This is a genomic window from Amycolatopsis sp. NPDC051758 (genome assembly GCF_044453095.1).
Taxonomy (GTDB): domain Bacteria; phylum Actinomycetota; class Actinomycetes; order Mycobacteriales; family Pseudonocardiaceae; genus Amycolatopsis.
The window spans coordinates 1,095,681-1,116,853 of sequence record NZ_JBITCJ010000002.1 but is presented as its reverse complement, the minus strand read 5'-3'; the positions used below and the strand labels follow the sequence as shown (position 1 = coordinate 1,116,853).

The 21,173-nt window shown below is 72.6% G+C and carries 25 protein-coding genes; 7 read left to right on the top strand and 18 right to left on the bottom strand.

Features of this window, described 5'->3' with window-relative positions:
* Nucleotides 1-4: 4 nt before the first annotated feature.
* Entirely contained in the window at nt 5-598 is a 594-nt protein-coding gene (locus ACIA5G_RS14220; RefSeq protein WP_395923287.1) for an ABC transporter permease, read from the top strand.
* A gap of 12 nt (nt 599-610) precedes the next feature.
* Nucleotides 611-1,147, top strand: coding sequence for an SRPBCC family protein (locus tag ACIA5G_RS14215; protein ID WP_395923286.1), 537 nt, complete (start codon nt 611-613; stop codon nt 1,145-1,147).
* A gap of 47 nt (nt 1,148-1,194) precedes the next feature.
* Here ACIA5G_RS14215 and ACIA5G_RS14210 read toward each other — a convergent pair whose 3' ends face one another.
* The 4 genes from ACIA5G_RS14210 to ACIA5G_RS14195 form a co-directional block, all read right to left on the bottom strand.
* Nucleotides 1,195-2,136, bottom strand: coding sequence for a sigma-70 family RNA polymerase sigma factor (locus ACIA5G_RS14210; RefSeq protein ID WP_395923285.1), 942 nt, complete (start codon nt 2,134-2,136; stop codon nt 1,195-1,197).
* A gap of 10 nt (nt 2,137-2,146) precedes the next feature.
* Nucleotides 2,147-3,337 carry an NAD(P)/FAD-dependent oxidoreductase gene (locus tag ACIA5G_RS14205; RefSeq protein ID WP_395923284.1) on the bottom strand — a complete coding sequence of 397 codons (1,191 nt, stop codon included), beginning with the start codon at nt 3,335-3,337 and terminating at the stop codon, nt 2,147-2,149.
* A gap of 254 nt (nt 3,338-3,591) precedes the next feature.
* A complete protein-coding gene (locus ACIA5G_RS14200) occupies nt 3,592-3,972 on the bottom strand; it encodes a VOC family protein (RefSeq protein WP_395923283.1) in 381 nt (126 codons plus the stop codon).
* Nucleotides 3,969-4,721, bottom strand: coding sequence for an ArsR family transcriptional regulator (locus ACIA5G_RS14195; RefSeq protein WP_395923282.1), 753 nt, complete (start codon nt 4,719-4,721; stop codon nt 3,969-3,971). Before ACIA5G_RS14195 ends, ACIA5G_RS14200 begins: the two co-directional genes overlap by 4 nt.
* A 49-nt stretch (nt 4,722-4,770) precedes the next feature.
* Between ACIA5G_RS14195 and ACIA5G_RS14190 the strand changes: the two genes are divergently transcribed.
* Nucleotides 4,771-6,054 carry an APC family permease gene (locus tag ACIA5G_RS14190; RefSeq protein ID WP_395923281.1) on the top strand — a complete coding sequence of 428 codons (1,284 nt, stop codon included), beginning with the start codon at nt 4,771-4,773 and terminating at the stop codon, nt 6,052-6,054.
* On the opposite strand, the gene ACIA5G_RS14185 is transcribed toward ACIA5G_RS14190, so the two are convergent.
* Nucleotides 6,046-6,429, bottom strand: a complete 384-nt coding sequence (locus ACIA5G_RS14185) for a DUF6223 family protein (RefSeq protein ID WP_395923280.1) — start codon at nt 6,427-6,429, stop codon at nt 6,046-6,048. The genes ACIA5G_RS14190 and ACIA5G_RS14185 overlap by 9 nt on opposite strands.
* A gap of 186 nt (nt 6,430-6,615) precedes the next feature.
* Here ACIA5G_RS14185 and ACIA5G_RS14180 point away from each other — a divergent pair, with 186 nt between their 5' ends.
* The gene (locus tag ACIA5G_RS14180; protein WP_395923279.1) at nt 6,616-7,731 is read left to right on the top strand and encodes a sensor histidine kinase; all 1,116 of its coding nucleotides are present in this window, start codon (nt 6,616-6,618) and stop codon (nt 7,729-7,731) included.
* On the top strand, nt 7,728-8,387 hold the full coding sequence (locus ACIA5G_RS14175) for a response regulator (protein ID WP_395923278.1): 660 nt from the start codon (nt 7,728-7,730) through the stop codon (nt 8,385-8,387). Before ACIA5G_RS14180 ends, ACIA5G_RS14175 begins: the two co-directional genes overlap by 4 nt.
* Nucleotides 8,388-8,396: 9 nt before the next feature.
* On the opposite strand, the gene ACIA5G_RS14170 is transcribed toward ACIA5G_RS14175, so the two are convergent.
* The 7 genes from ACIA5G_RS14170 to ACIA5G_RS14140 all read right to left on the bottom strand — a co-directional run bounded on the left by ACIA5G_RS14170 (nt 8,397) and on the right by ACIA5G_RS14140 (nt 14,320).
* Nucleotides 8,397-9,347 (bottom strand): hypothetical protein, encoded by a 951-nt coding sequence (locus tag ACIA5G_RS14170; RefSeq protein ID WP_395923277.1) that lies wholly within the window; start codon nt 9,345-9,347, stop codon nt 8,397-8,399.
* Between the two features lie 71 nt (nt 9,348-9,418).
* Entirely contained in the window at nt 9,419-10,294 is an 876-nt protein-coding gene (locus ACIA5G_RS14165) for a helix-turn-helix domain-containing protein (RefSeq protein ID WP_395923276.1), read from the bottom strand.
* Between the two features lie 91 nt (nt 10,295-10,385).
* The gene (locus ACIA5G_RS14160; protein WP_395923275.1) at nt 10,386-11,621 is read right to left on the bottom strand and encodes an RNA polymerase sigma factor; all 1,236 of its coding nucleotides are present in this window, start codon (nt 11,619-11,621) and stop codon (nt 10,386-10,388) included.
* The gene (locus tag ACIA5G_RS14155; protein WP_395923274.1) at nt 11,618-11,932 is read right to left on the bottom strand and encodes a YciI family protein; all 315 of its coding nucleotides are present in this window, start codon (nt 11,930-11,932) and stop codon (nt 11,618-11,620) included. Before ACIA5G_RS14155 ends, ACIA5G_RS14160 begins: the two co-directional genes overlap by 4 nt.
* A 3-nt stretch (nt 11,933-11,935) precedes the next feature.
* A complete protein-coding gene (locus tag ACIA5G_RS14150) occupies nt 11,936-12,274 on the bottom strand; it encodes a YciI family protein (protein ID WP_395923273.1) in 339 nt (112 codons plus the stop codon).
* 174 nt (nt 12,275-12,448) lie between these two features.
* Complete coding sequence (locus ACIA5G_RS14145; RefSeq protein ID WP_395923272.1) at nt 12,449-13,336, bottom strand: lysostaphin resistance A-like protein; 888 nt, start codon at nt 13,334-13,336, stop codon at nt 12,449-12,451.
* A 66-nt stretch (nt 13,337-13,402) separates the two neighbouring features.
* Nucleotides 13,403-14,320, bottom strand: a complete 918-nt coding sequence (locus tag ACIA5G_RS14140; protein ID WP_395923271.1) for an alpha/beta hydrolase family protein — start codon at nt 14,318-14,320, stop codon at nt 13,403-13,405.
* A gap of 77 nt (nt 14,321-14,397) precedes the next feature.
* Between ACIA5G_RS14140 and ACIA5G_RS14135 the strand changes: the two genes are divergently transcribed.
* The gene (locus tag ACIA5G_RS14135) at nt 14,398-14,940 is read left to right on the top strand and encodes a helix-turn-helix domain-containing protein (RefSeq protein ID WP_395923269.1); all 543 of its coding nucleotides are present in this window, start codon (nt 14,398-14,400) and stop codon (nt 14,938-14,940) included.
* A 2-nt stretch (nt 14,941-14,942) separates the two neighbouring features.
* Here ACIA5G_RS14135 and ACIA5G_RS14130 read toward each other — a convergent pair whose 3' ends face one another.
* A complete protein-coding gene (locus ACIA5G_RS14130; protein ID WP_395923267.1) occupies nt 14,943-15,557 on the bottom strand; it encodes a TetR/AcrR family transcriptional regulator in 615 nt (204 codons plus the stop codon).
* Between the two features lie 84 nt (nt 15,558-15,641).
* Between ACIA5G_RS14130 and ACIA5G_RS14125 the strand changes: the two genes are divergently transcribed.
* On the top strand, nt 15,642-17,141 hold the full coding sequence (locus ACIA5G_RS14125; protein WP_395923265.1) for an FAD-dependent oxidoreductase: 1,500 nt from the start codon (nt 15,642-15,644) through the stop codon (nt 17,139-17,141).
* On the opposite strand, the gene map is transcribed toward ACIA5G_RS14125, so the two are convergent.
* From map to ACIA5G_RS14100, 5 genes are read right to left on the bottom strand one after another with little or no spacing between them, the layout of a single operon-like run.
* Nucleotides 17,138-17,962 (bottom strand): type I methionyl aminopeptidase, encoded by an 825-nt coding sequence (map, locus tag ACIA5G_RS14120; RefSeq protein WP_395923263.1) that lies wholly within the window; start codon nt 17,960-17,962, stop codon nt 17,138-17,140. The two genes, ACIA5G_RS14125 and map, sit on opposite strands and share 4 nt — an antisense overlap.
* Before the next feature lie 54 nt (nt 17,963-18,016).
* Nucleotides 18,017-19,318 (bottom strand): aldehyde dehydrogenase family protein, encoded by a 1,302-nt coding sequence (locus ACIA5G_RS14115; RefSeq protein WP_395923261.1) that lies wholly within the window; start codon nt 19,316-19,318, stop codon nt 18,017-18,019.
* A gap of 3 nt (nt 19,319-19,321) precedes the next feature.
* A complete protein-coding gene (locus ACIA5G_RS14110; RefSeq protein ID WP_395923259.1) occupies nt 19,322-20,812 on the bottom strand; it encodes a CoA transferase in 1,491 nt (496 codons plus the stop codon).
* Nucleotides 20,809-20,958: a 3-hydroxyacyl-CoA dehydrogenase NAD-binding domain-containing protein gene (locus tag ACIA5G_RS14105; protein WP_395923258.1), complete on the bottom strand. Its 150-nt coding sequence runs from the start codon at nt 20,956-20,958 to the stop codon at nt 20,809-20,811. The genes ACIA5G_RS14110 and ACIA5G_RS14105 overlap by 4 nt, the downstream gene beginning before the upstream one ends.
* Nucleotides 20,955-21,134, bottom strand: coding sequence for an acetoacetate decarboxylase family protein (locus ACIA5G_RS14100; RefSeq protein ID WP_395923256.1), 180 nt, complete (start codon nt 21,132-21,134; stop codon nt 20,955-20,957). Before ACIA5G_RS14100 ends, ACIA5G_RS14105 begins: the two co-directional genes overlap by 4 nt.
* Between the last annotated feature and the right edge of the window lie 39 nt (nt 21,135-21,173).

Here is a 21,173-nt window from a genome sequence, read left to right as displayed (position 1 = left end):
AGCCATGACCACCGCCACCCGCGCCGCCCCGGCCGCTCCGGTCGCCCGCACCGGCGAGACCGACAACCGCGCCACCTACCTCAGCTTCGGACTCGCCTACGTTGTCGGGCACGGCGCCGCCGCCGTCTCGAAGGGCGACGATCCGCTCGTCCGGCTGCCCGGGTGGCTGCCGATGACGCTGCTCGGCGCCGGCCTCGCCGCCGGCACCGTGTACGCCACCCTCACCGCGGGGCGCGCCCAGCGCGGAGCGAGCAAACCCGACCTGCTGAGCGGCAGGCTCCTCGGCCTGTCCTGGATCGGCGGCTTCGCCGCGCTGTTCCTCGCCATCACCGGCCTGACGTCCACAGTGGACGCACCCGGGCTGGCCACGATGCTCTGGCCCGCCGGTTCCGGTCTGGTCGTCGGTCTGCTCTACCTCGGCGAAGGCGCCGTGCGCCGCAACGTCCTGCACTACGGCCTCGGCATCTGGCTCGCCCTCGTCTCGACGGTCTCGCTCGGCTTCGGCACCCCCGGCCTCTTCTGGGTCCTCGCCGTCGCGGGCGGCGGCGGTTACGCGATCGCCACCGTCCTCGAACACCGCCGTCTCACCAACCGCTGAAAAGGACTGATCATGATGAACGCACGAACCTTCGGTGTCGCAGCTTTGGCCGCAACGATGATCCTTTCGGTACCGCCCCTGGCGGCGGCCGGCGAGACGAACAGCCGGACCTTCCAAGAATGCGGGGGTGTGACGGTCGACCGGACCGCGCCGGTGATCAGCCGCGCCAGTGTCCTCGTCAAGGCGCCGCTCGCGCAGGTGTGGCGGCTGCACACGGACATCAACGCGTGGCAGAGCTGGATCCCCGAGATCACCCCCGCGCACAAGGTGACCCCGGGACCACTGCGGTCGGGCTCGGTCTTCACCTGGTCCCCGCAGAACATGCACGTCGAGTCGACGATCAAGACGGTCACACCGCTGCGGTGCACCGCGTGGGGCGCGCCCGTCAACGGGATCACCGGTGTGCACCTCTGGACCTTCAAGCAGACCGCGGACGGCGTGCTCGCCACCACCGAAGAGTCCTGGGCCGGCCCTCCCGTCGAAGCCGACGTCCCGGGCAGCCAGGCCGGCCTCGACCAGGGCCTCAACGACTGGGCGAACCGGCTGTAGGACACGGTCGAGGCTCGATCCGGCTGTCACTGAGCACCGGCCGGCGGTCACCACGCTTCGATCAGCGGGACGGCACGCTCCTGCCGGTGCCACTGCTCGGTGAGGCGACCGAGCCGGTCCGGGGTGGCGATGCTGCGCACGCCCGCGATCTTGCCGGCCCGCAGCTCCAGCACCACCACGCCGGCAACCCGGTCGCCGACCGTGGCGAGCACGGCCGGGCAGCCGTTGACCACGGCGGCGTGGATCGAGGGCGAGCCACCGGCGAGCCGCCGCTTGGCCGGGGACGGCTTGAAGCCGGCCCGCAGCGCGGCGGCGATCCGCGCCGGGGTCGGGTAGTGGACCGGCTTTCCGGCCAGTCCCAGCCCGGCGCCGTCGGAGCTGCCGGTCGCGTCGTCGGTCAGCAGCACGACCAGCCGTTCGGTCCGGCCCGAGGCGGCGGCGTCGACGAACGCCTCGACGATGCCGCGCGCCGAGGCGTGGTCGAGGCCGGTGCCGTGGCCGGCGCCGGCGATCCGGCGCCGCGCCCGGTGGGTGTGCTGCTGGCTCGCCGACTCGGTGATGCCGAGGATGCCGGCTATCTCGGCGTGGCTGTACACAAAAGCCTCGCGCAGCACGTAAACGGCGCGTTCGACCGGCGACAGGCGCTCCATGAGCGTGAGCACCGCCAGGGTCACCGATTCGCGCTGCTCGGCGGTGTCGGCCGGGCCCAGCATCGGGTCGCCGTCGAGGAGCGGCTCGGGCAGCCATGTTCCGGCCGCGCGTTCGCGCCGCACCTTCGCCGAGCGCAGCCGGTCGAGCGCCAGGTTGGTGACGATCTTGGTCAGCCACGCTTCGGGCACCTCGACGTACTCCCGGTCGGCGGCCTGCCACCGCAGGAACGCGTCCTGCACCGTGTCTTCGGCGTCGGCGGCCGAGCCGAGCAGCCGGTAGGCGAGTGAGGCCAGCCGGTTCCGGCTGGCCTCGAACCGCGCCACGGTGACGGTGTCCATGGACACGACCCTAGGCGGCGACCGCGTCGGGCGAGTGCTCCCGGCCGGTGGCCGAGCGGTACCGGTGATCCGGCCGGCCGAACGTCGGGTGGCTCACGCTCCAGGCGGCGGTCCCGAGGATCGCCGCCTTGAGCCGGGCGGCCGCCCGGCCGTGCAGGGCCCACGGCTTCCCGCGCGCGTCCGTGCCGACCAGCTGGAAGATCCCGTCCTTCCGGCCGAGGCTGATGTGGTTGCCGACGTACGACAGCGAGGTCGCCGGGATCCGGCGCCCGGTCCGGTCCCCGATGATCGCGGCCGTCGCCTGCATGCTGGTGGCTCCCGCGGAAGCGCAGGACATCGGCAACGGCCGGCCGTTCTCGCCGATGACGAAGGCGCTGTCGCCGGCGACGTAGACGTCGGGGTGCGAGACCGACCGCATCCGGCGGTCGACGGTGATCTGGCCGTTGGCCACCACCTCGAGGCCGGCGGCAGCGGCAATCGGGTGGACGGCGAAACCGGCGGCCCACACGGTCGCGTCGGCGGCAAAAGTGGTGCCGCCGGCGGCGATCACCGCCGCCTCCTCGACCCGTTCGACGGTGGTGTGCTCGTGGACCGTGATGCCGAACCGGTCGAAGACACGCAGCAGGTGCCGGCGTGCCTTCGTGCCCAGCCAGCCGCCGAGTTCGCCGCTGGTGACGAGGCTGATACGAAGTCCCGGCCGGGACTCCGCGATCTCGGTGGCGGCCTCGATCGCGGTCAGGTTGCCGCCGACCACCAGCACCGTCCCGTCCTCGCCCAGCTCGTCCAGGCGTGCGCGCAGGCGCAGCGCGGACGGCCGCGCGGCCACGGGGAAGGCGTGCTCGGCGACCCCCGGGACGCCGTGGTCGGCGGCGGTGCTGCCGAGCGCGTAGAGGAGGGTGTCGTATTCGAGCCGGCCGGCGCCCGAGCCGTCGGTGACCGTGACGGCCCGGCGCTCGACGCCGAGGCCGGTCACCCGCGCCACCCGGAGCCGGATTCCGGTGCCCGCGAACACTTCCGCGAGCGGCCGGTGGCGAAGGTCCTGCCCGGCGGCGAGCTGGTGCAGGCGCAGCCGCTCGACGAAGTCGGGTTCGGCGTTGACCACGGTGATCTCGAAGTCGGCGGGGTGGAGCCGGCGGGCCAGGCAGCCGGCGGAGAAGGCGCCGGCGTATCCGGCTCCGAGGACGACGATGCGGTGCGGCATGGCTCGCTCCTGTCGGGTTCGTGTGCCCCTTGACCGAGACAGCCCCCGAATTCCTGACAGCGGTGACCAGTGACTTGGGTCACTCCCGGCCGCGGCGCCTTCCTCGAAGAAGTCGACGATTCCGGGATGCCCACGGCTGCCTCCCAGCCGGCCCGTCTTCTCCAGCCGCCGGCGCGTGATGGCGCACCCGTAGGTCTCTTCGCCGCCGATGATTTCGAGCACGCAGCCCTCGAGCGGGCACCACCGAGTAGGGGTCAGCGGGCGGGCTGGAACAGCTCGACGAGGTTGCCGGCGGGATCGGCGAGCAGGATCTGCCGTCCGCCCGGGCCGCTGACGAGGTCGCTGCGGAAGGTGAGGCCGGCGCCGCGGAGGCGGTCGATCTCGGCGTCGAGGTTGTCGACGATGAGGTGGATGCGGTTGCGGCCGGCGGTGGTCGCGTCCGCGGGCGTGGCGCGGGCGCCGGAGCTGGGCGGTCCCGACAGCAGCAGCCGCAGTGGGCCGCGGACCACGTCGGCGAAGGCCGGGGCGGCGCTCATCCGCAGGGTGAAGCCGAGGTGGGTGGTGTAGAAGTCGACGGCGGCCTGGACGTCGTCGACGAGGTAGCGGACGCCGGCGAGCTGGTCGGGTGTGGTCATGGCTGAACCTCCGGACGTGGCGTGGCGGCGAGCACGGGCACCAGGTGGCGGACCCGGGTGTCGATGTCGGCGGCGATGCGGGCGAAGTCCGGGTAGGTGCCCGCCGCCGGGTCGGGGATGCTCCAGTGGACCGGCCGGGCGTCGAAGCCGGGGCAGACCTCGCGGACCTTGTCGCACAAGGTGATCACGTGGTCGAACCGGCGACCGGCCAGGGTGTCCAGGTGGCGGGGACGCTGGTCGGCGAGGGTGATGCCGTACTCCTCGCGCAGCACCCGGACCGCGTGCGGATGGATCTGCGGCTTGGGGTTGCTGCCGGCGCTGGTCACCTCGACCCGTCCTTCGCTGCGGTGGCGCAGCAGGGCTTCGGCGATCGGTGAGCGGGCGCTGTTCCCGGTGCACGAGAACAGCACACGAATCCCGGCCGGCAACCGGGCGGGCACCGGAGGCGGACTCAGGTGCAGCGCGGGGTGCAAGGCCGCGCCCGTGGCCGTCAACGCGTCGGCGCAGCGGTCCAGATCCAGGTGGTAGTAGCTGTCGCGGGCGTCGAAGGTGCTGCGCCGCGCGGTGACCAGGCCGTCGTCGCGCAGCAGCCGCAGGTGGTAGGAGACCAGGTTCTGCGGCTGCCCGGTCCGCTCGGTCAGTTCGCGGACCCGCTGGTCGCTCCCGGCGAGCTCGGCCAGCAGCCGCCACCGCAGCGGGTGAGCGGCCGCGCGCACGAACGCGGGGGCGGCTTGACCTGACGACGCCATGCCCCGCAGGATACATCAAAACAGTTTGATGGAATATCGGAGGCGAGCGATGCGATCCGAGAGCGCCGGTGTGCTGGCGCGGCGGCTGGGCACCGGGGACGCGGTGGTCATCGGCCTGGGCTCGATGATCGGCGCCGGGGTGTTCGCGGCCTTCGGTCCCGCGGCCGCCGCGGCCGGCGCCGGCCTGCTGATCGGCTTGGCGATCGCCGCGGTGATCGCCTACTGCAACGCCACCGCGTCCGCGCAGCTGGCGGCGGCCTATCCGACGTCGGGCGGCACCTACGTCTACGGGCGCGAACGGCTCGGCGACTGGTGGGGGTTCACCGCCGGCTGGGGGTTCGTCGTCGGCAAGACGGCGTCGTGCGCGGCGATGGCGCTCACCTTCGCCACCTACGCCGTGCCCGGGCCGTGGTGGGCGCAGCGCGCGGTCGCGGTGGCCGGTGTGTTCGGGCTGGCCGCGCTGAACTACCGCGGTGTCACCAAAACGGCCCTGCTGACCCGGATCCTCGTCGCCACCAGCCTGACCGCGCTGGCCGTGGTCGTGCTCGGGATCGTCGTCGGCGGTCATACCAGCGCAGCGAACCTAGACGGCTGGGCGAGCCCGGGACCCGGCGGCGTCCACGGCATCCTCCAAGCGGCCGGGTTGCTGTTCTTCGCCTTCGCCGGCTACGCGCGGATCGCCACCATGGGGGAAGAGGTGCGCGACCCGCGGCGCACGATCCCCCGGGCGATCCCGATCGCCTTGTTCATCACCGTGGCGGTTTACGCGGTGGTGGCCGTGGCGGTTCTGCTGGCCGCCGGGCCGCAGCGGCTCGCCGCCACGACCGCACCGCTGACCGCCGCGGTGCAGGCGGCCGGCGTCGGCGGGCTGGGCCCGGTGGTCCGCGTCGGCGCGGCGCTGGCCGCGCTCGGCGCGCTGCTGGCGCTGATCGCGGGCATCGGCCGCACCAGCCTGGCCATGGCCCGCCGGCGCGACCTGCCCGGCCGGCTGGCCGCCGTCCATCCCCGGTACCAGGTCCCGCACCACGCCGAAATCGCGCTCGCGGTGGTGGTCGGCATCCTGGTGGTCACCGTCGATCTCCGTGGTGTGATCGGCTTTTCTTCGTTCGGCGTGCTGGTCTACTACGCCATCGCGAACGCCGCGGCGTTCACCCAGCCCCGCGAGCAGCGCCGGTGGCCCCGGTGGCTCAACCTGCTCGGCGTCCTCGGCTGCCTGGTGCTGGTGGCGACGCTGCCGTGGCCGTCGGTGCTGGCCGGGGTGGTGATGTTCGCCGTCGGGCTGGCCGGCCGCGCCGTCGTCCTGGCGGCGCGCGCCCGGAGCCGGTCAGCGTGAGGAGGTCGCAGCCGGGACGCGGCGGGCACGGGCCAGCGTCAGCCCTCCGAGGACGACGGCCGTGAGACCGGCGACCACGGCCGCGGCGCCCCCGACCACTCCGTTGCCGGTGCCCGGACCACCGTCGGCGACGGCCAGGTTGAGCACACCGCCGGCCGCGGCGATCAGTCCCGACACCAGCGCCACGACGGCTCCCTTTCGCCCGCCGGCGGCCCGGCGGACGGTGCGAACCAGCGCCCGGCCGCCGATGATCGCGCCCGCCAGTCCCAGCAGCGCGGCCGCCGTGGCCCAGAGCCGGGCCGCGGTCAGGGTGTACACGTCGACAGCGGCCGGCGCCGGTGCGGCAGAACCGAAGATGGTGTGGGTGACGGACATGGGGGCCTCCTCGAGTGGGTGTCGCCTGATCCTGGCCGCCGGACCTGCCCATGGTCGTCCGGCAGGCGCAGGCACTTCGCGCTGCCGCGGTCGCCGTAGGAGCCGGGAAAGTACTGCGTGCGCGGTAGTTCGCGGATCATCCGCGTGCCGGAGTCGCCCGGCCGGACCTCCGGCTACGGTGCAGGCATGAGCACGGCACGGATCCGGCTCGGGGACGGGCTGATCGCCGCCGGAGTGGCGACGGCCCTGCTCGTCGCCGGCCTTTACGGGCACCACCCCGCCACGGGCCTCGTCCCGCTGGGCTACGCGCTGCTGGCGCTCGGCGGCTTGGCGCTGGCCGCGTACCGCCGGGCTCCGGTCACCGTGCTGGCCGTGACTGCGTTGTGCGCGCTGGGACACCAGGCCGTCGGGGTCGATGTCCCCGCCGTCGCTTATCTGCTCGCGGTGTACGCCGCGGTCCGGGCGGGCCACCGCGTCATCGCGGTGGTGAGCGCGGTCGTCATGCTGGTTGCGCTGCCACTCGCGCTCCTCGCCGCGCCCGGCGAGCTGCCCGTGAGCGAGGCGATCACGCACACCCGCGACGTCCTCCAGATCGCGTGGCTGATCGCCGCCGGCGCCGCGGGGGAAGCGGTGCGGCAGGCCGAACGCCGCGCGGACGAGGCCGAGCGCACCCGCGAGGAGACCGCCCGGCGGCGGGCCGACGAGGAGCGGCTGCACATCGCGCGGGAGCTGCACGACTCGCTCACCCACCAGATCTCCGTCATCAAGGTGCAGGCCGAGGTCGCCGTCCACCTCGCCGGCAAACGAGGGGAGCAGGTGCCGGACGCGCTGCTGGTCATCCGGGACGCCGGCCGTGAGGCGGCACGCGAACTGCGCGCGACCCTGGAGGCGTTGCGCGACGACAAGAATCCCCCGCACGGGCTCGACGACGTCCCGGAACTGGTGCGGCGAGCCCGGGCAGCCGGTCTGGACGCGACGCTGACGATCGAGGGACAGCGCAATGACATTCCCGCCGCGGCGGACCGGACCGGCTACCGGATCGTCCAGGAGTCGTTGACCAACATCGCCCGGCACGCCGCGGCCGGGACCGCGTCGGTCCGGATCGGCTACCGCCCCGGCACCCTCGACATCCGCGTCGACGACGACGGCAAGGCCACCCCGGAGACCGCGCCGGTCCCCGGGGTGGGCCTGCTCGGGATGCGCGAACGAGTCACCGCTCTCGGCGGCCACCTGCGGGCGGCGCCGCGCAGCGAAGGCGGCTTCACCGTCCACGCCGAACTTCCCGTGGATCCCGCGTCGTGATCAGGGTCCTGCTGGCCGACGACCAGCCGCTCATCCGCAGCGGGTTCCGCGCCCTCCTCGACAACGAGGACGACATCACCGTCGTCGCCGAAGCAGCCGATGGCGGCGAGGCCGTGGCGCTGGCCCGGCAGCACCTGCCCGACATCGCGCTCATCGACGTCCGGATGCCGGTGGCCGACGGCATCGAGGCGACCCGGCGCATCGCCGCCGAGCCGGCCCTGGCCGGGGTGCACGTCGTCATCCTGACCAACTACGGCCTGGACGAATACGTCTTCGACGCGCTGCGCGCCGGTGCGGCCGGGTTCCTCGTCAAGGACATCCAGCCGGCGGACTTCCTGCACGCCGTGCGGGTCGCCGCCCGCGGTGACGCCCTGCTCGCCCCGTCGATCACCCGCAAGCTGATCGACCGGTACGTCACCCAGCCCCTCGCGACCGATGCCCCGGCGGGGCTGGCGCACTTGACCCACCGGGAACGCGAGGCCGTCACCCTGGTCGCACAGGGGCTGGCCAACGACCAGATCGCCGCGCGGATGGTGATCAGCCCGCTGACCGCGAAGACCCACATCAACCGGGCCATGACCAAGCTCCACGCCCGCGACCGCGCGCAGCTCGTGGTCCTCGCCTACGAATCCGGTCTGGTGGTGCCGCGAACGTAGCTCGGTGTGTCACCGGCGGCCGGACAGCCGGGTCCGCAGCAGGTTGGGGTCGGTCCGGGTGAGGTAGGCCGCGCTCAGCACGAAGACCTCGCTGCCGCGGATCGCGATCGACGTCGGGTTCTGCAGCCCGTCAGTCCCGTCCAGCACGGTCGAACTGCGGCCGTCGGCGGTGATGCGGACGACCTCGTTGGGGCTGTCGAGCGCCGCGAGGATCTCGTCGCCGCGGCCGGTGAAGGCGAAGTCGTCCACCCCGGTGACGCCGGTGGCGGTGGTCCGCGGTGTGCCGGCGCGGTCGCCCGGCAGGATCGGGATGCGCACGATGGCGCCGTGGTCCAAATTGGACACCCAGAGCGCGCCGTCGTGGACCTTGGCCCCGTTGGCGCCGAGGAAGCCGGCCGGGGCCAGTTCCGCGGCGGTCGACCAGGCGGCCGGTTTCCCGCCGCCGAGGGGAATCGTCCACACGGTGCCGAGCACCGAGTCGGTGACGTAGAACCGGCCGCGGTGTTCGTCCAGCGCCAGTCCGTTGGGCAGGCCGTTCCCCGGCAGGGCGGCGATGCGCTCGGGCGTGCCGTGCGGGCGCAGCCGCCAGAGACCGGTGAGGTCGTCGGTGCCGGTGGCATACAGGACGTACAGGGTTCCGTCGCCGGTCCGGACGATGCCGGTGGTCAGCGGGAAGCCGAGGGCGGGGGTGTGGACGCCGCCGTCGGCCGGGGCGGGCAGGGTCGCCAGGATCCGGGTCCGGCCGGCCCGGTCCACCCGGGCGACCTGACGTGCGGTGGCGAAGGTGACGTCGGCGGAGCCGTCGGGTTCGAGGACGACGTTTTCGGGCTGCCGGCCGGCAGCCAGGTCGAAGTGCACGATGCCGGCGGCACAGTCCGCCGGGGTCGCCGAAGCCGGTGTGGCGGTGACGAGTGCTGCTCCGACCGTCACGGCGGCGAGCGTGACACGCTTGTTCTTCATGACTTCCTTCGTTTTTCGGGCGCGTTCGACGAACACGTCTGGGGTGAAACCTGGTGGTGTCGCGGAAAAAGTCAGTTCCGCGTGACGCGGATGGACTGCTCGGTGTCCGTCGTGGTGGTGCCGCGGGCGAGGAGCAGGAGTGCGTGCGCCGAGGCCGAGCCGGGCTCCGCCGTCGCGACCACGACCCGCTGCCCCTGCTCGGTGTGCAGGGTCTGCTGGGTGACCGTCATGGCGCCGACGACGGGGTGGTGCATGGCGTAGACCCCGACGTCGCAGGCGCGGACCCGGTGGTCGGACCACAGTGTGGCGAATTCGGGGCTCCGCATGGACAGTTCGCCGATCAGGGACGCCAGCAGCGGGTCGCCGGGATGTTGCCCGGCCGCCAGGCGGAGGTTGCCGACGACGTCCCGGGCCTTGGCCGGCCAGTCGGGGTAGAGCTCGCGGGTGTGCTCGTCGGTGAAGACCAGCTTCGCCATGTTGGCGCGGGCTTTCGGGTCCGGCTCGCCGGGGTCGAGGTGCCCGGCGTACAGCGCGTGCCCGGTCCGGTTCCAGGCGAGGACGTCGCTGCGCCGGCCGAGCACGACGACCGGCACGTCGGTGAGTGCCGCCACCAGCTGGCGCACCGCCGGGGTCAGGCGCTCGGGCGCCGGCCGGCGCGGCGAGGGACGGCGGGCGCCGGCGAGGTTGTGGAGGTGACGGCGCTCGGCCTCGTCCAGCCCGAGCGCTCCCGCGATCGCGTCCAGCACCGCGGCCGAGGCGTTGAGGGAGTAGCCCTGCTCCAGCCGCGCGTAGTAGGAGGAACTCACGCCGGCCAGCTGCGCGAGCTCCTCCCGGCGCAGGCCCGGCACCCGCCGCCGGTCCCCGTGCGTGGTCAGCCCGACGTCCTCGGGCCGCAGCCGGGACCGGCGGGTCTGCAGGAACTCACCGAGCTGCCGTCGTCCGTCCATGTGCTCCAGTGTCGGACGTCCCGGCGCCGGGAGCCACACCCTGGCGTGAGCAGGCATCGCCGAGGTGACCCCGGCCCGCGGGGACGACGAGTCACGGCCCCAGCTCTTCGATCCGCCGGCCGAGGTACCGGCGTTCCGCGTCGGTCGGGGCCAGCTCCCGCGCTTCCCGGTACGCCGCCACCGCTTCCTCGGCCCGGCCCAGGCGGCGCAGGAAGTCCGCGCGGGTTGCCGGGAGCAGGTGGTAGCCCGCCAACCGGCCGCCGTCCGCGAGGTTGTCGGCCACGGCCAGGCCGGCCGCCGGGCCGTCGGCCATGGCCACCGCCACCGCTCGGTTCAGCTCGACCACCGGGGACGGGGTGAGCCGCGCGACCAGCTCGTACAGCCGGGCGATCCGGGCCCAGTCGGTGTCTTCGGCGCGTTCGGCCGTCGCGTGGCAGGCGGCGATCGCCGCCTGGAGCTGGTACAGGCCCGGCCGGCCGAGCGTGAGCGCGTCGTCCAGCACCCGGACGCCCTCGTCGATCAGGTCGCGGTCCCAGCGGGTGCGATCCTGGTCGGCGAGGGTGACCAGGTCGCCGGCGTCGTCGGTGCGGGTCGCCCGGCGGGCGTCGTGGAGCAGCATCAACGCCAGCAGCCCGCCCGCCTCGGGCGCGTCCGGCAGCAGCCGGACGACAACACGTGCGAGCCGGATCGCCTCCGCGGTCAGGGCGTGGCGCACCAGGTCGGCACCCGCGCTGGCCGCATAACCCTCGTTGAACAGCAGATAAAGCACACCGAGCACCCCTGAGGTCCGCTCAGGCAGCAGCTCGGCCGGCGGGACGCGGTAGGGGATGCGGGCGTTGCGGATCTTGCGCTTGGCCCGCACGATCCGCTGCGCCATGGTCGGTTCGGGCACCAGGAACGCGCGGGCGATCTCCGGTGTCGTCAGCCCGGCGAGCGTCCGCAGCGTCAGCGCCACCTGCGCCTCCAGCGGCAGCGCCGGGTGGCAGCAGGTGAACATCAGCCGGAGCCGGTCGTCGGGGACGTCGTCCGGTTCCGGTGCCTCGGCGTCGTTCGCCGCCGTGACGGCGAGGTTCCGCAGCCGGTTCGTTTCGGCGGCGCCGCGGCGCAGTTTGTCCAGCGCCCGGTTGCGGGCGGCCGTCGTCAGCCACGCCCCGGGACGGCGCGGCACACCGTCCCGGGGCCAGGTGGCCAGCGCCTTGGCGAACGCCTCCTGGGCGCACTCCTCGGCCAGGTCCCAGTCGCCGGTGACCCGGATCAGGGTGGCGACGACGCGGCCCCACTCGGTGCGGAAGGCTTCGTCGACCGCCGTGGAGACGGACTCGGTCACCCCCACACGGGCCGCAGCTCGATCGCGCCGAACTTCGCCACCGGGTGCGCCGCGGCGACCTCGATCGCTTCGGCCAGGTCGGCGCACTCGAGGATGTCGTACCCGGCGATCTGCTCCTTCGTCTCGGCGAACGGGCCGTCGGAGACGAACGTGCCGCCGTCACGCGGCCACAGCGTCGTCGCGTCGCCGACCGAGCGCAGCTGGTGGCCTTCGAGACGCCGTGACCCGGCTTCGGCGACCCAGTCGTCCGGGCGGTCTTCCGCGGTGCCGACCAGTTCGGGGTCGACGCACACCCACATCAGGAACTTCATCACTCAGTCCTCCCGGAACGGCCGGATCTCGATGGGGAACCGCCCCGCGGCCGGGTGCGTGGACGCGATCACGATGGCTTCGTCGAGGTCCTCGCACTCGACCACTTCGCAGCCGGCGATCCATTCCTTCGTCTCGGCGAACGGGCCGTCCGAGGTCAGCCGCTGCCCGTCCCGCACCCGCACGGTGACGGCTTCGGCCGGCGGCCGCAGCAGCGTCCCGGCCCGGCGGGCGCCGCGGCTCTCGACGTTGCGCAGCCAGGCGACGAACTCGGGCTTGGCGTCGATCTCGGGCGGGCTGAACAGCTCCGCGCCGTCGTCGCAGATCATCAGCATGTACCGCAAGGCTCCTCCTGGTCGTCCGGTGCAGCTTGGCACCCACCCGACGCCGCCGGGGCCCGGAATCGACACGGCTCCGGAAGATTTTTCCGGCGACCTGTCGATCCGGGTGCAGGGCGGCGTCGTCAGGTCGGACAACCCCGCGACGGAGGAGCAGCCATGATCCCGATCAGCCAGACCTCACAGCTGTGGACCGCCACGCATCGGAGCGAGGGGGACCGCCGCCGGGCCGAGGAGCGCCTCGGCCGGCTGGCCGCCCGCTGGGCGCGCCGGCGGCGTCAGCCTGAGCAACCCGGACACGACGACCGTCTGCACCACCAGCACGAGCGCCTGCGTCAGGGGTGAAGTGACGGTCAGCAGCGCGATCGTCGTGTTGACGCCGAAGTGGACGGCGATCGACGCCGGCACACCGCCGCGTTCGTAGGCGTACCCGGTCAGCAGCGCCATCGGAAGGACACTGAGGGTGAACAGCAGCCCGCCCCAGCTGAACAGTCCGAACGCGGACTGGACGGTGCCGGGGATGAAGAACAGCGGCAAGTGCCACACGGCCCAGATGACACCGAGCAGCAGGCCGGCCTGGAGGCGGCTCATCGACGCGCGCAGGCGGGGGAACGCCGTGCCGCGCCAGCCCGGTTCTTCGGCCAGCGGGCCGCCGATCAGCATGCCGACGAGGAACGCAACGGGTCCGCCGGCGGTCGTGATCAGGTGCTGCCCCGCGGTCAAGCTCGGCGCGGGACCACCGAGGGCGTCCGCGAGGAACGCGGCCGCCACCACGGTGGCCGAGGCCAGCACCAGCAGGGGCAGCACCCAGAACCACCGCACACCCGGCCGGGAGCTCACCGCGTGGACCGGCCCGGGTTCCCGGCGGCGGGCCCGGCGCACCCGGACCACGATCGCGCCGAGCACCGGGCCGAAGCCGCCGAGCAGGTAGGGGATGACGGTGGGGGAGCTCATCGGCGGTCCGCCGAGCAGGATCGCGACGGTCCAGCACGCCCAGCTCGTGATGAACGTGACAACCCAGAAAAGAGCCAGCCCGCTTTTCCGGCGGACGGGGGAGGAGACGGTCACGATTTTCCTTTCGTGCCAGCAAATGGGCAGCGTGAAGCCCGGGAGCAATGCGGAATTCGGTTCTGGTCAGGCCCGTTCGGCGGGGGACGTTTCCCGCAGCCGGCGGGCGAGCCAGCCGGACACCTGGGCGAGCAGGTCGGGGTCGACCGGGCGGCGCAGCTGCCGGCGGTAGGACCGCACCGACGCCGGGCCGGGGTCGCGGCGCAGCAGGTGCGTGAGGTCGGCGATCCGGTGGACCTCGGCCTCGCCGGGCACCAGCCGGCGGATCTCGTCCAGGTCCGCCGGGTCGACCTGGACGTCCTTGCCGCCGGTGACCGCCAGCACGGGAACCCGGATGTTCGCCAGGTCCGCGCGCGAGTCGTGGGTGAGCAGCTCGCGCATCCACCGGGCGTTCACCGGCATCCCGGCGACCCGCGTGACGTCCGTGCCGGTCGCCTTGATCCGCGCCAGCTGCCGCCCGGCGAACGCCCGCACGACCGGCCGCACGAACGCGGGCAGCTCGCGGACGATCATCCGGCCCTGCCGGCGGAGGGCGTCCTCGCCGAGGCGGGCGAACCCGGCCAGCAGCACCACCGCGGCGACGTCCGCGTTCGCGCCGAGGGACATGGCGTGGACGGCCCCTTCGCTGTGGCCGGCCACGCCGACGGCGTCCGCGCGGATGTCGGGTCGCCCGGCCAGGGCGCGCACCGCGGCGGCAGCGTCGCGGCGGTTGTCGGTGAACCCGGTCGCGCGCCAGTCGCCGGGTGTGGCGCCGACCCCGCGCCGGTCGTAGCGCAACGTCGCGATTCCGTGCTGCGCGAGCGCGGCGGCGAGGGCCGGCCCGAGGCCCATGCGGAGCCTCGCGGTGTTGCCGTCCCGATCGAGCCGCCCCGATCCGGGCAGCAGCAGGACGGCGGGGTGCGGGCCGGCGCCCGCGGGCAAGGTCAGGGTGCCGGCCAGGCACCGCCCGTCGTCCGCCGTGACCTGCATGTCGACGTCCCGCATAACAGTCTCCCCATCATTATCGATCATGCGATCATTCTCATCTGTGAGAACAGTATCGCATGTGAGAACATTCGTCCATGGCTACCGCGGACCTCCTCCTGCACCCCGTCCGGATGCGCATCCTGCAGGCGCTGTTCGACGCCGACCCGCTGACCACCGCGCAGCTGCGGGCGCGCATCCCGGACATCGCGCCGGCGACGATGTACCGCCAGATCGCGACGCTGGTCGAAGCGGGTGTGCTGGAGGTGGCGGAAGAACGGCGGGTGCGCGGCACGACGGAGCGCAGTTACCGGGTGCGCGAGGAGGAGGCGGTGGTCGACCCCGCCGCGCGTGCGGCGATGTCGCGGGAGGACCACCTCCGGGCGTTCACGACGTTCGCGGCTTCGTTGATGGGGGACTTCGACCGCTACCTCGCCCACGAGAACGCCGATCCGATTGCGGACGGCGTGGTCTACCGGCAGGCGGCGGTGTGGCTGAGCGACGACGAGTTCGCCGTGATGATCGAGGAGATCGAGAAGGCGGTCGTCTCGCGGATGGGCAACACCCGGGACGGCCGCATCCGCCGGGTCATCAGTCTTGTCGCCGTGCCGGACGAACCCTCGGCGGGCACCGGGTCCTGAGCTCAGCCCGCCTGACGAGTCCGCACGAGGGGCAGGAAGAGCTCGTCGACGATCGACCGGATCCGGGCGGGCTCCGGCGGTTCGAGGGCCATCAGCAGGTCGTGGCGCACCAGGTCGAACGGCATTTCGAGCACCGCGGCCGGGATGCGCTCGACGTTGATCTCGCCGCGCTCGTGGGCCCGCCGGTAGATGGCCCGGACGTCCGGGAGTGACCGGTCGGTCATGACCTGGTCGCGCACCTGGGCGGGGCTCAGGCCGGTGTCGGCCAGCAGTCCCGAGAAGGCGGCGGCCGCGGCGATGGCGAAGAAACCGGCCAAGGCTTCGCTCAGGGCGGTCAGCTGGGCGAGCAGGTCACCGCGCAGGGTGCCGGTGTCGGGGACGGCGACCGGGTGGGTGCCGCGGTGGTGCTCGATCGCGGCGAGCACCAGCTGGTCCTTGTTGGCCCAGCGGCGGTAGAGCACGGCCTCGCTGGTGCGCGCGCGGCCCGCGATCGATTCCATCGTCAGACGGGCGTAGCCGACCTCGACCAGCTCGTCCCAGCCGGCGGTGAGCAGCGCGGACTCGAGCTGCTTGCCTTGCCGGCGACGGCGGACGGGTTCGGGTGCCGCGGTGACCACCGGCTCACGATAGAAAGGCTTTCCTTTCTTGGCAAGTGCGCCTACGCTCGCTAGAAAGGGATTACTTTCTTGAGCTGAGGTGTCATGATCGAGACGACCACCACGGTGCTGATCACCGGCGCCGGCCCGACCGGGCTGACGCTGGCCTGCGAGCTCGCCCGCCGGAACGTCCCCTTCCGCCTGGTCGAGGCCGCTCCCGGCCCGCAGCCCGGCTCCCGGGGCAAGGGCCTCCAGCCGCGCACCCTCGAGGTGTTCGACGATCTCGGCGTCGCCGATCGGGTGCTCGCCCACGGCCGGATGGCGATGCCGATCCGGTCGACCGCGCCCGACGGCCGGGTGACCCTGGGCGGCGCCGCGCCCGAGGCGTTGAGCAACCGGCCCGACATCCCTTATCCGGCGAGCCTGATCACGCCCGAATGGCGGGTCGAGGAAACCCTGAGGCTGCGGCTGGCGGAGTTCGGCGGCGCGGTCGAGTTCGGCACCGCGCTCGGCTGCTTCGAGCAGTCGGACGACAGCGTGTCGGCGCTGGTCGTCAAGGACGGCGAGCCCGAGACGGTCACCGCGCGCTGGCTGGCCGGCTGCGACGGCGGCCACAGCGTCGTCCGCAAGCAGGCCGGGATCACCTTTGCCGGCGAGACCCGCGAGGCGGTGCGGATGATCGTCGCCGACGTCGAGGTCGACGGCCTCGATCGTGCCGCCTGGCACGCGTGGCAGCACGAGGAAGGCCTGTTCAGCCTCTGTCCGCTGCCTTCGACGAACGTTTTCCAATATCAGGCGAGCATCGCGCCGGGACAGGACCCCGAGGCCGGCCTGGCGAACCTGCAGGCGATCCTCGAGCGGCGGACCGGACGCACCGACATCCGCCTCCACGAGCCGGAGTGGTCCTCGTTGTGGCGCGCCAACATCCGCCTCGCCGACCGCTACCGCGAGGGCCGGGTGTTCCTGGCCGGCGACGCGGCGCACATCCACTCGCCCGCCGGTGGCCAGGGGATGAACACCGGCATCCAGGACGCGCACAACCTCGGCTGGAAGCTCGCAGCCGTCGCGAACGGAGCCTCACCGGCGCTGCTCGACAGCTACGAGGCCGAGCGGCGACCGGTCGCGGCCGGTGTGCTCGCGTTCTCGAACGCGCGCCTCGCGCAGGCGATCGAGCGGAAGGGGATGCCCATCCGCCGTGACGCGAGCACCACGCAGCTCGACGTCCACTACCGCGGCTCGACCTTGGCGCGCGACGACCGTGACGAGACGGCCCGGCTCCGCGCCGGCGACCGCGCGCCCGACGCGACCGGGCTGGCGACCGTGGACGGCGAACACCGGCTGTTCGAACTGACTCGTGGCGGGCGGTTCACGTTGCTGAGCTTCGGGGTCACGCCTGCGCCGGAAGCCGGTGACCTCAGGACCCTCCGGGTGGTCGACCACCCGGCCGGCCCCGGCGAAGTCGCCGACACCGGAGGTCGCCTTGCCGACGCCTACGGCGCGACCGAGGGCACGCTGGTGCTGATCCGTCCCGACGGCTACGTCGCGCTGATCTCCGATGCCGGTGACATCTCCGCGGTGTCGGAGTTCCTCACGGCGATCGGCTAGGCGTCCTTTGTGGACAGGCGGTCGGCGGAACTGCCCGGCGCCGCCGGGGTCTCCGATTCGCGCCGGGTGAGCACCAGGGGAGCGTCCTCGGTGATGGCCACCGTGTGCTCGGAGTGGGCCGTGCGCGAGCCGTCCGCCGACCGGATCGTCCAGCCGTCCGGGTCGTACACGATCTTGTCGGTCGTGCGGGCGAGCCAGGGTTCGAGCGCGAGGGTCAGGCCGGGCTGGAGCTTCATGCCGCGGCCGGGCCGGCCCTTGTTGGACACGTGCGGCTCGCCGTGCATGGTGCGGCCGATGCCGTGCCCGCCGAACTCGGTGTTGACCGGGTAGCCGTAGCCGGTGGCCACCGCGTAGATGGCCGCCGAGATGTCACCGAGGCGGTTGCCGGGGCGCGCCACCTCGATGGCCGCCTCCAGCGCTTCTTCGGTGGCGCGGATGATCCGCAGGTCCTCCTCGGCGGCGGTGCCGACGATGACGGTGCGCGCCGAGTCGGCCACCCAGCCGTCGATGCCGACCGCGAGGTCCGCGGTGAGCACGTCGCCGTCGCGCAGGGTGTAGTCGTGGGGGAGGCCGTGCAGCACGGCGTCGTTGACCGACAGGCAGATGACGTTGCGGAACGGGCCCTTGCCGAAGGACGGGGCGTAGTCCCAGTAGCACGACTCCGCGCCGCGCCGCTCGATCATGCCGCGCGCGTGGTGCTCCAGGTCCATGAGGTTGACCCCCACGTCGGCGAGCCGGCCGACCTCGGAGAGCACCTCGGCGACGAACCGCCCGGCCACGTGCATCCGTGCGATCTCCGCAGGCGTCTTCAGCTCGATCACGACTACCTCACATCGTCAGTTCCGGTATAGTTATACCGGAACCGTAGCACCGGGTCACAGCGGCTTGTCGAGCACCGCCTTCAAGTTGCTGAAGGTGTCGATCGAGTACTTCCCGTGGTAGCGCCCCGTCCCGCTCTCACCCACCCCGCCAAACGGCAGGTCCGGCGCGGTCAGGTGCGCCACCGGCAGGCCGAACCCCACCGCACCCGACGACGTCTCCGCCAGGATCCGCTGCTTCGTCTTTTCCGAGCCGGTGAACGCGTACAGCGCCAGCGGCTTGTCGCGGTCCGTGATGAACGTCAGCGCCTCGTCCAGGGAAGCGACCCGCAGGACCGGCAGGATCGGCCCGAAGATCTCCTCGCCCATCACCGGGGAGTCCGGTGCCACGTCCGCGAGCACGGTCGGCGCGATGTACTTCGTGTCCCGGTCCGTCGTCCCGCCGGTCACCACCCGGCCGCTGCCCAGCAGGCCCGACAGCCGGTCGAAGTGCCGGGTGTTGACGATCCGCCCGTACGCGGGGCTCTGCGCCGGGTCCGCGCCGAAACGCTCGCGCAGCACCTCCGCCAGCAGCGTCTCGAGCCGCTCCGCCGTGTCGCCGACGGCCAGCACGTAGTCCGGCGCCACGCACGTCTGGCCCGCGTTCATGAACTTGCCGTAGACGATCCGCTCGGCCGTGACCCGCAGGTCGACGTCGGTGTCGACGACCACCGGGCTCTTGCCGCCCAGCTCGAGGACCACCGGGGTGAGGTGCTTCGCCGCGGCGGTCATCACGATCCGCCCGACCGTGCCGTTGCCGGTGTAGAAGATGTGGTCGAACCGCTGCTCGAGCAGTTCGGTGGTCTCCGGGATCGCGCCCTCCACCACCGCGATCGCCGAAGTGTCCAAATAGGAGGGAACGTGCCGCGCGATCGCGGCCGACACGGTGGGCGACAGCTCACTCGGCTTGACAACGGCGGCGTTGCCCGCGGCCAGGACCCCGACCAGCGGCGCCAGCACGAGGTGCAACGGGTAGTTCCACGGCCCGATGACCAGCGCAACCCCGAGCGGCTCCCGCACGACACTGCCCGCACCCGGCAGCAGGTACCCGGGCAGTGGCGCGGATTCGGGCGCGACCCACGTGTCGAGGTGCGCGAGGGTGTGGTCGATTTCGTTGGTCACGAACGTGATCTCGGCGCTGCGAGCTTCGGCCGCGTTCTTGCCCAGGTCGGCGTGCAGGGCCGCGAGGAAGTCGTCGGCCTGCTCCTGCAGCATCGCCTTCAACGCGGTCAGCTGGGCCCGCCGCCACTCCAGCGGCTTGGTCACCCCGGACGAGAACGTCTGACGCAGCCGGGAAACGACGTCGGAAATAGCACTCATCGGTTACCTCCGGGGTAGCCATTCGGGGCGACCGGAGCCGCGGGGAACGAGGATGGTGGAAAACGCGCCGGGGGTGCCGGACATCCGCACCTGGTCGGTCACGCCCTGGTAATGCCCGAGCGGTGTCTCGGCGGTGAATGTCTCCGGGTCGAGGTAGGCGTGCCGTTCGCCGGTCCCGGCGGTCGCGCGGGCGTACTCCTTGTCGAACACCCCGAGGCTGATGATCCACAACGCGATGCGCGTCAGCGAGATGTGGACGCGGTAACTGCCGCCTTCGATGGCCCGGCGCATCAGCGCGGCACAGATCCCCGCGGTGGCCAGCCACGGCACGAGGTAGTCGTTCACCACGCCGATGTGCGGCAGGACGGGCTGGTCGGGTGAACCCTCCAGCGTCATCATCCCGCTGACACAGCCCGCGGTCTGGTCGAACCCGACCCGCTGCGCCCACGGGCCGTGCTCACCGTGCAGCGAAACGGTGGTGTGGATGATGCCCGGCCGGATCTCCGCCGCCCGCTGCGGTGAAAGCCCCAGTCCGGCGACGAACCCGGGCCGCCGGTTCGCGTAGAAGACGTCGGCGCCGCGAAGCAGCTCGTGCACCTTCGCGGGGCCGTGCAGATAGTCCACAGTGGCCGACCGGACACCGACGTTCGCCGTCAGGTAGACAACCGGGTTCTCCCACTCGGTGGGCCGCCACAGGTTCAACGCGTCGGCGCCGTGCTGGGCCAGCGACCGCCCGATCCCGGCACCGGCGATGACGTGGCCCAGGCCGAGCGCGCGGATCCCGTCGAGCGGCTGGGCGGCGCCCGCGGGCAACGGCTCCGGGGCGGAGTCACCGATCTTCTCGATCTCGATCAGCGGCAGCCCGGCCAGCACGTCGCGGTACTGCCGTGTTTCCAGGAACTCCTCGGTGCTGCGGACCATCGGCATCACGATGCCCGCGTCGGCGCCCGCTTCCTCGAGCTCGGCGGCGTCCCAGCGGGCGATGGCGCCGGCGAGCGCCGTGGCGTCGTCGTAGGTGCGCAGGAGCTTGAGGGTCCGGGACTTCAGCTTCGGGTAGATGTTGAGCGGCATCACCCACCGGCCGTCACCCGCGCGGTAGAACTTCAGCGACAGCGGGCTGTCCGGGTCGGCGGTGTTCGCCGGCGGGAGGCCGTTGACCAGCTCCCACTTCTTGTCGTAGAACGGGCACAGCCGGTGCGGCGCCCGGCGCAGGTCCATGCTGATGTCCTGGCCGGCGCCGCCGCGGTGGCGCCACAGCGCGGCCAGGGCGACGGACTTCGCGACCAGCCCGATCGCGGGCGCCGCACCCAGCCGTACGGCACTGGGCACGATCGGATCGGCGCCGGTGAACTCCACCCGACCACCGGAGTCCTTTGCGGACAGACCCACTCCGGCGAGGACCTCGTTCAGCGCCGCGTGGATGTCGAAGGTGTCCTGCTCCTCCGAGGAAATCGGGTTCGCCAGCGCGGCGCGGATCCGGTCGGTGACGCTCATCGGCCCAGCGCCTTCAGTACGGCGATCTGCGCGGTGTCCTCGACTCCGGGCGCGGGGTCGCTGACAACGACGTCCAGCCCGTGTGCGGCCGTCAGGCCCGCCCAGGAGACGCCGATGACCCCGCCGCCGACGATGGTCGCTTTCATCCCTGCTCCCGGGCGAGGTAGATCTCCAGCACCCGGAGGTCGGCGAGCGCAACCCGGATCGAGCCGTGGTCCAGGGTGCCGACCAGTGTGTCGGAGTCGACGAACAGCCGGGGTTTCCCGAGCTTCTTGGGGTAGGCCGCGACCTCGGGCCCGCTCGCGATGGCTTCCAAGATCACGATCGCAATCTACCTCCGGATCCCGGCGGGCGCATCAGG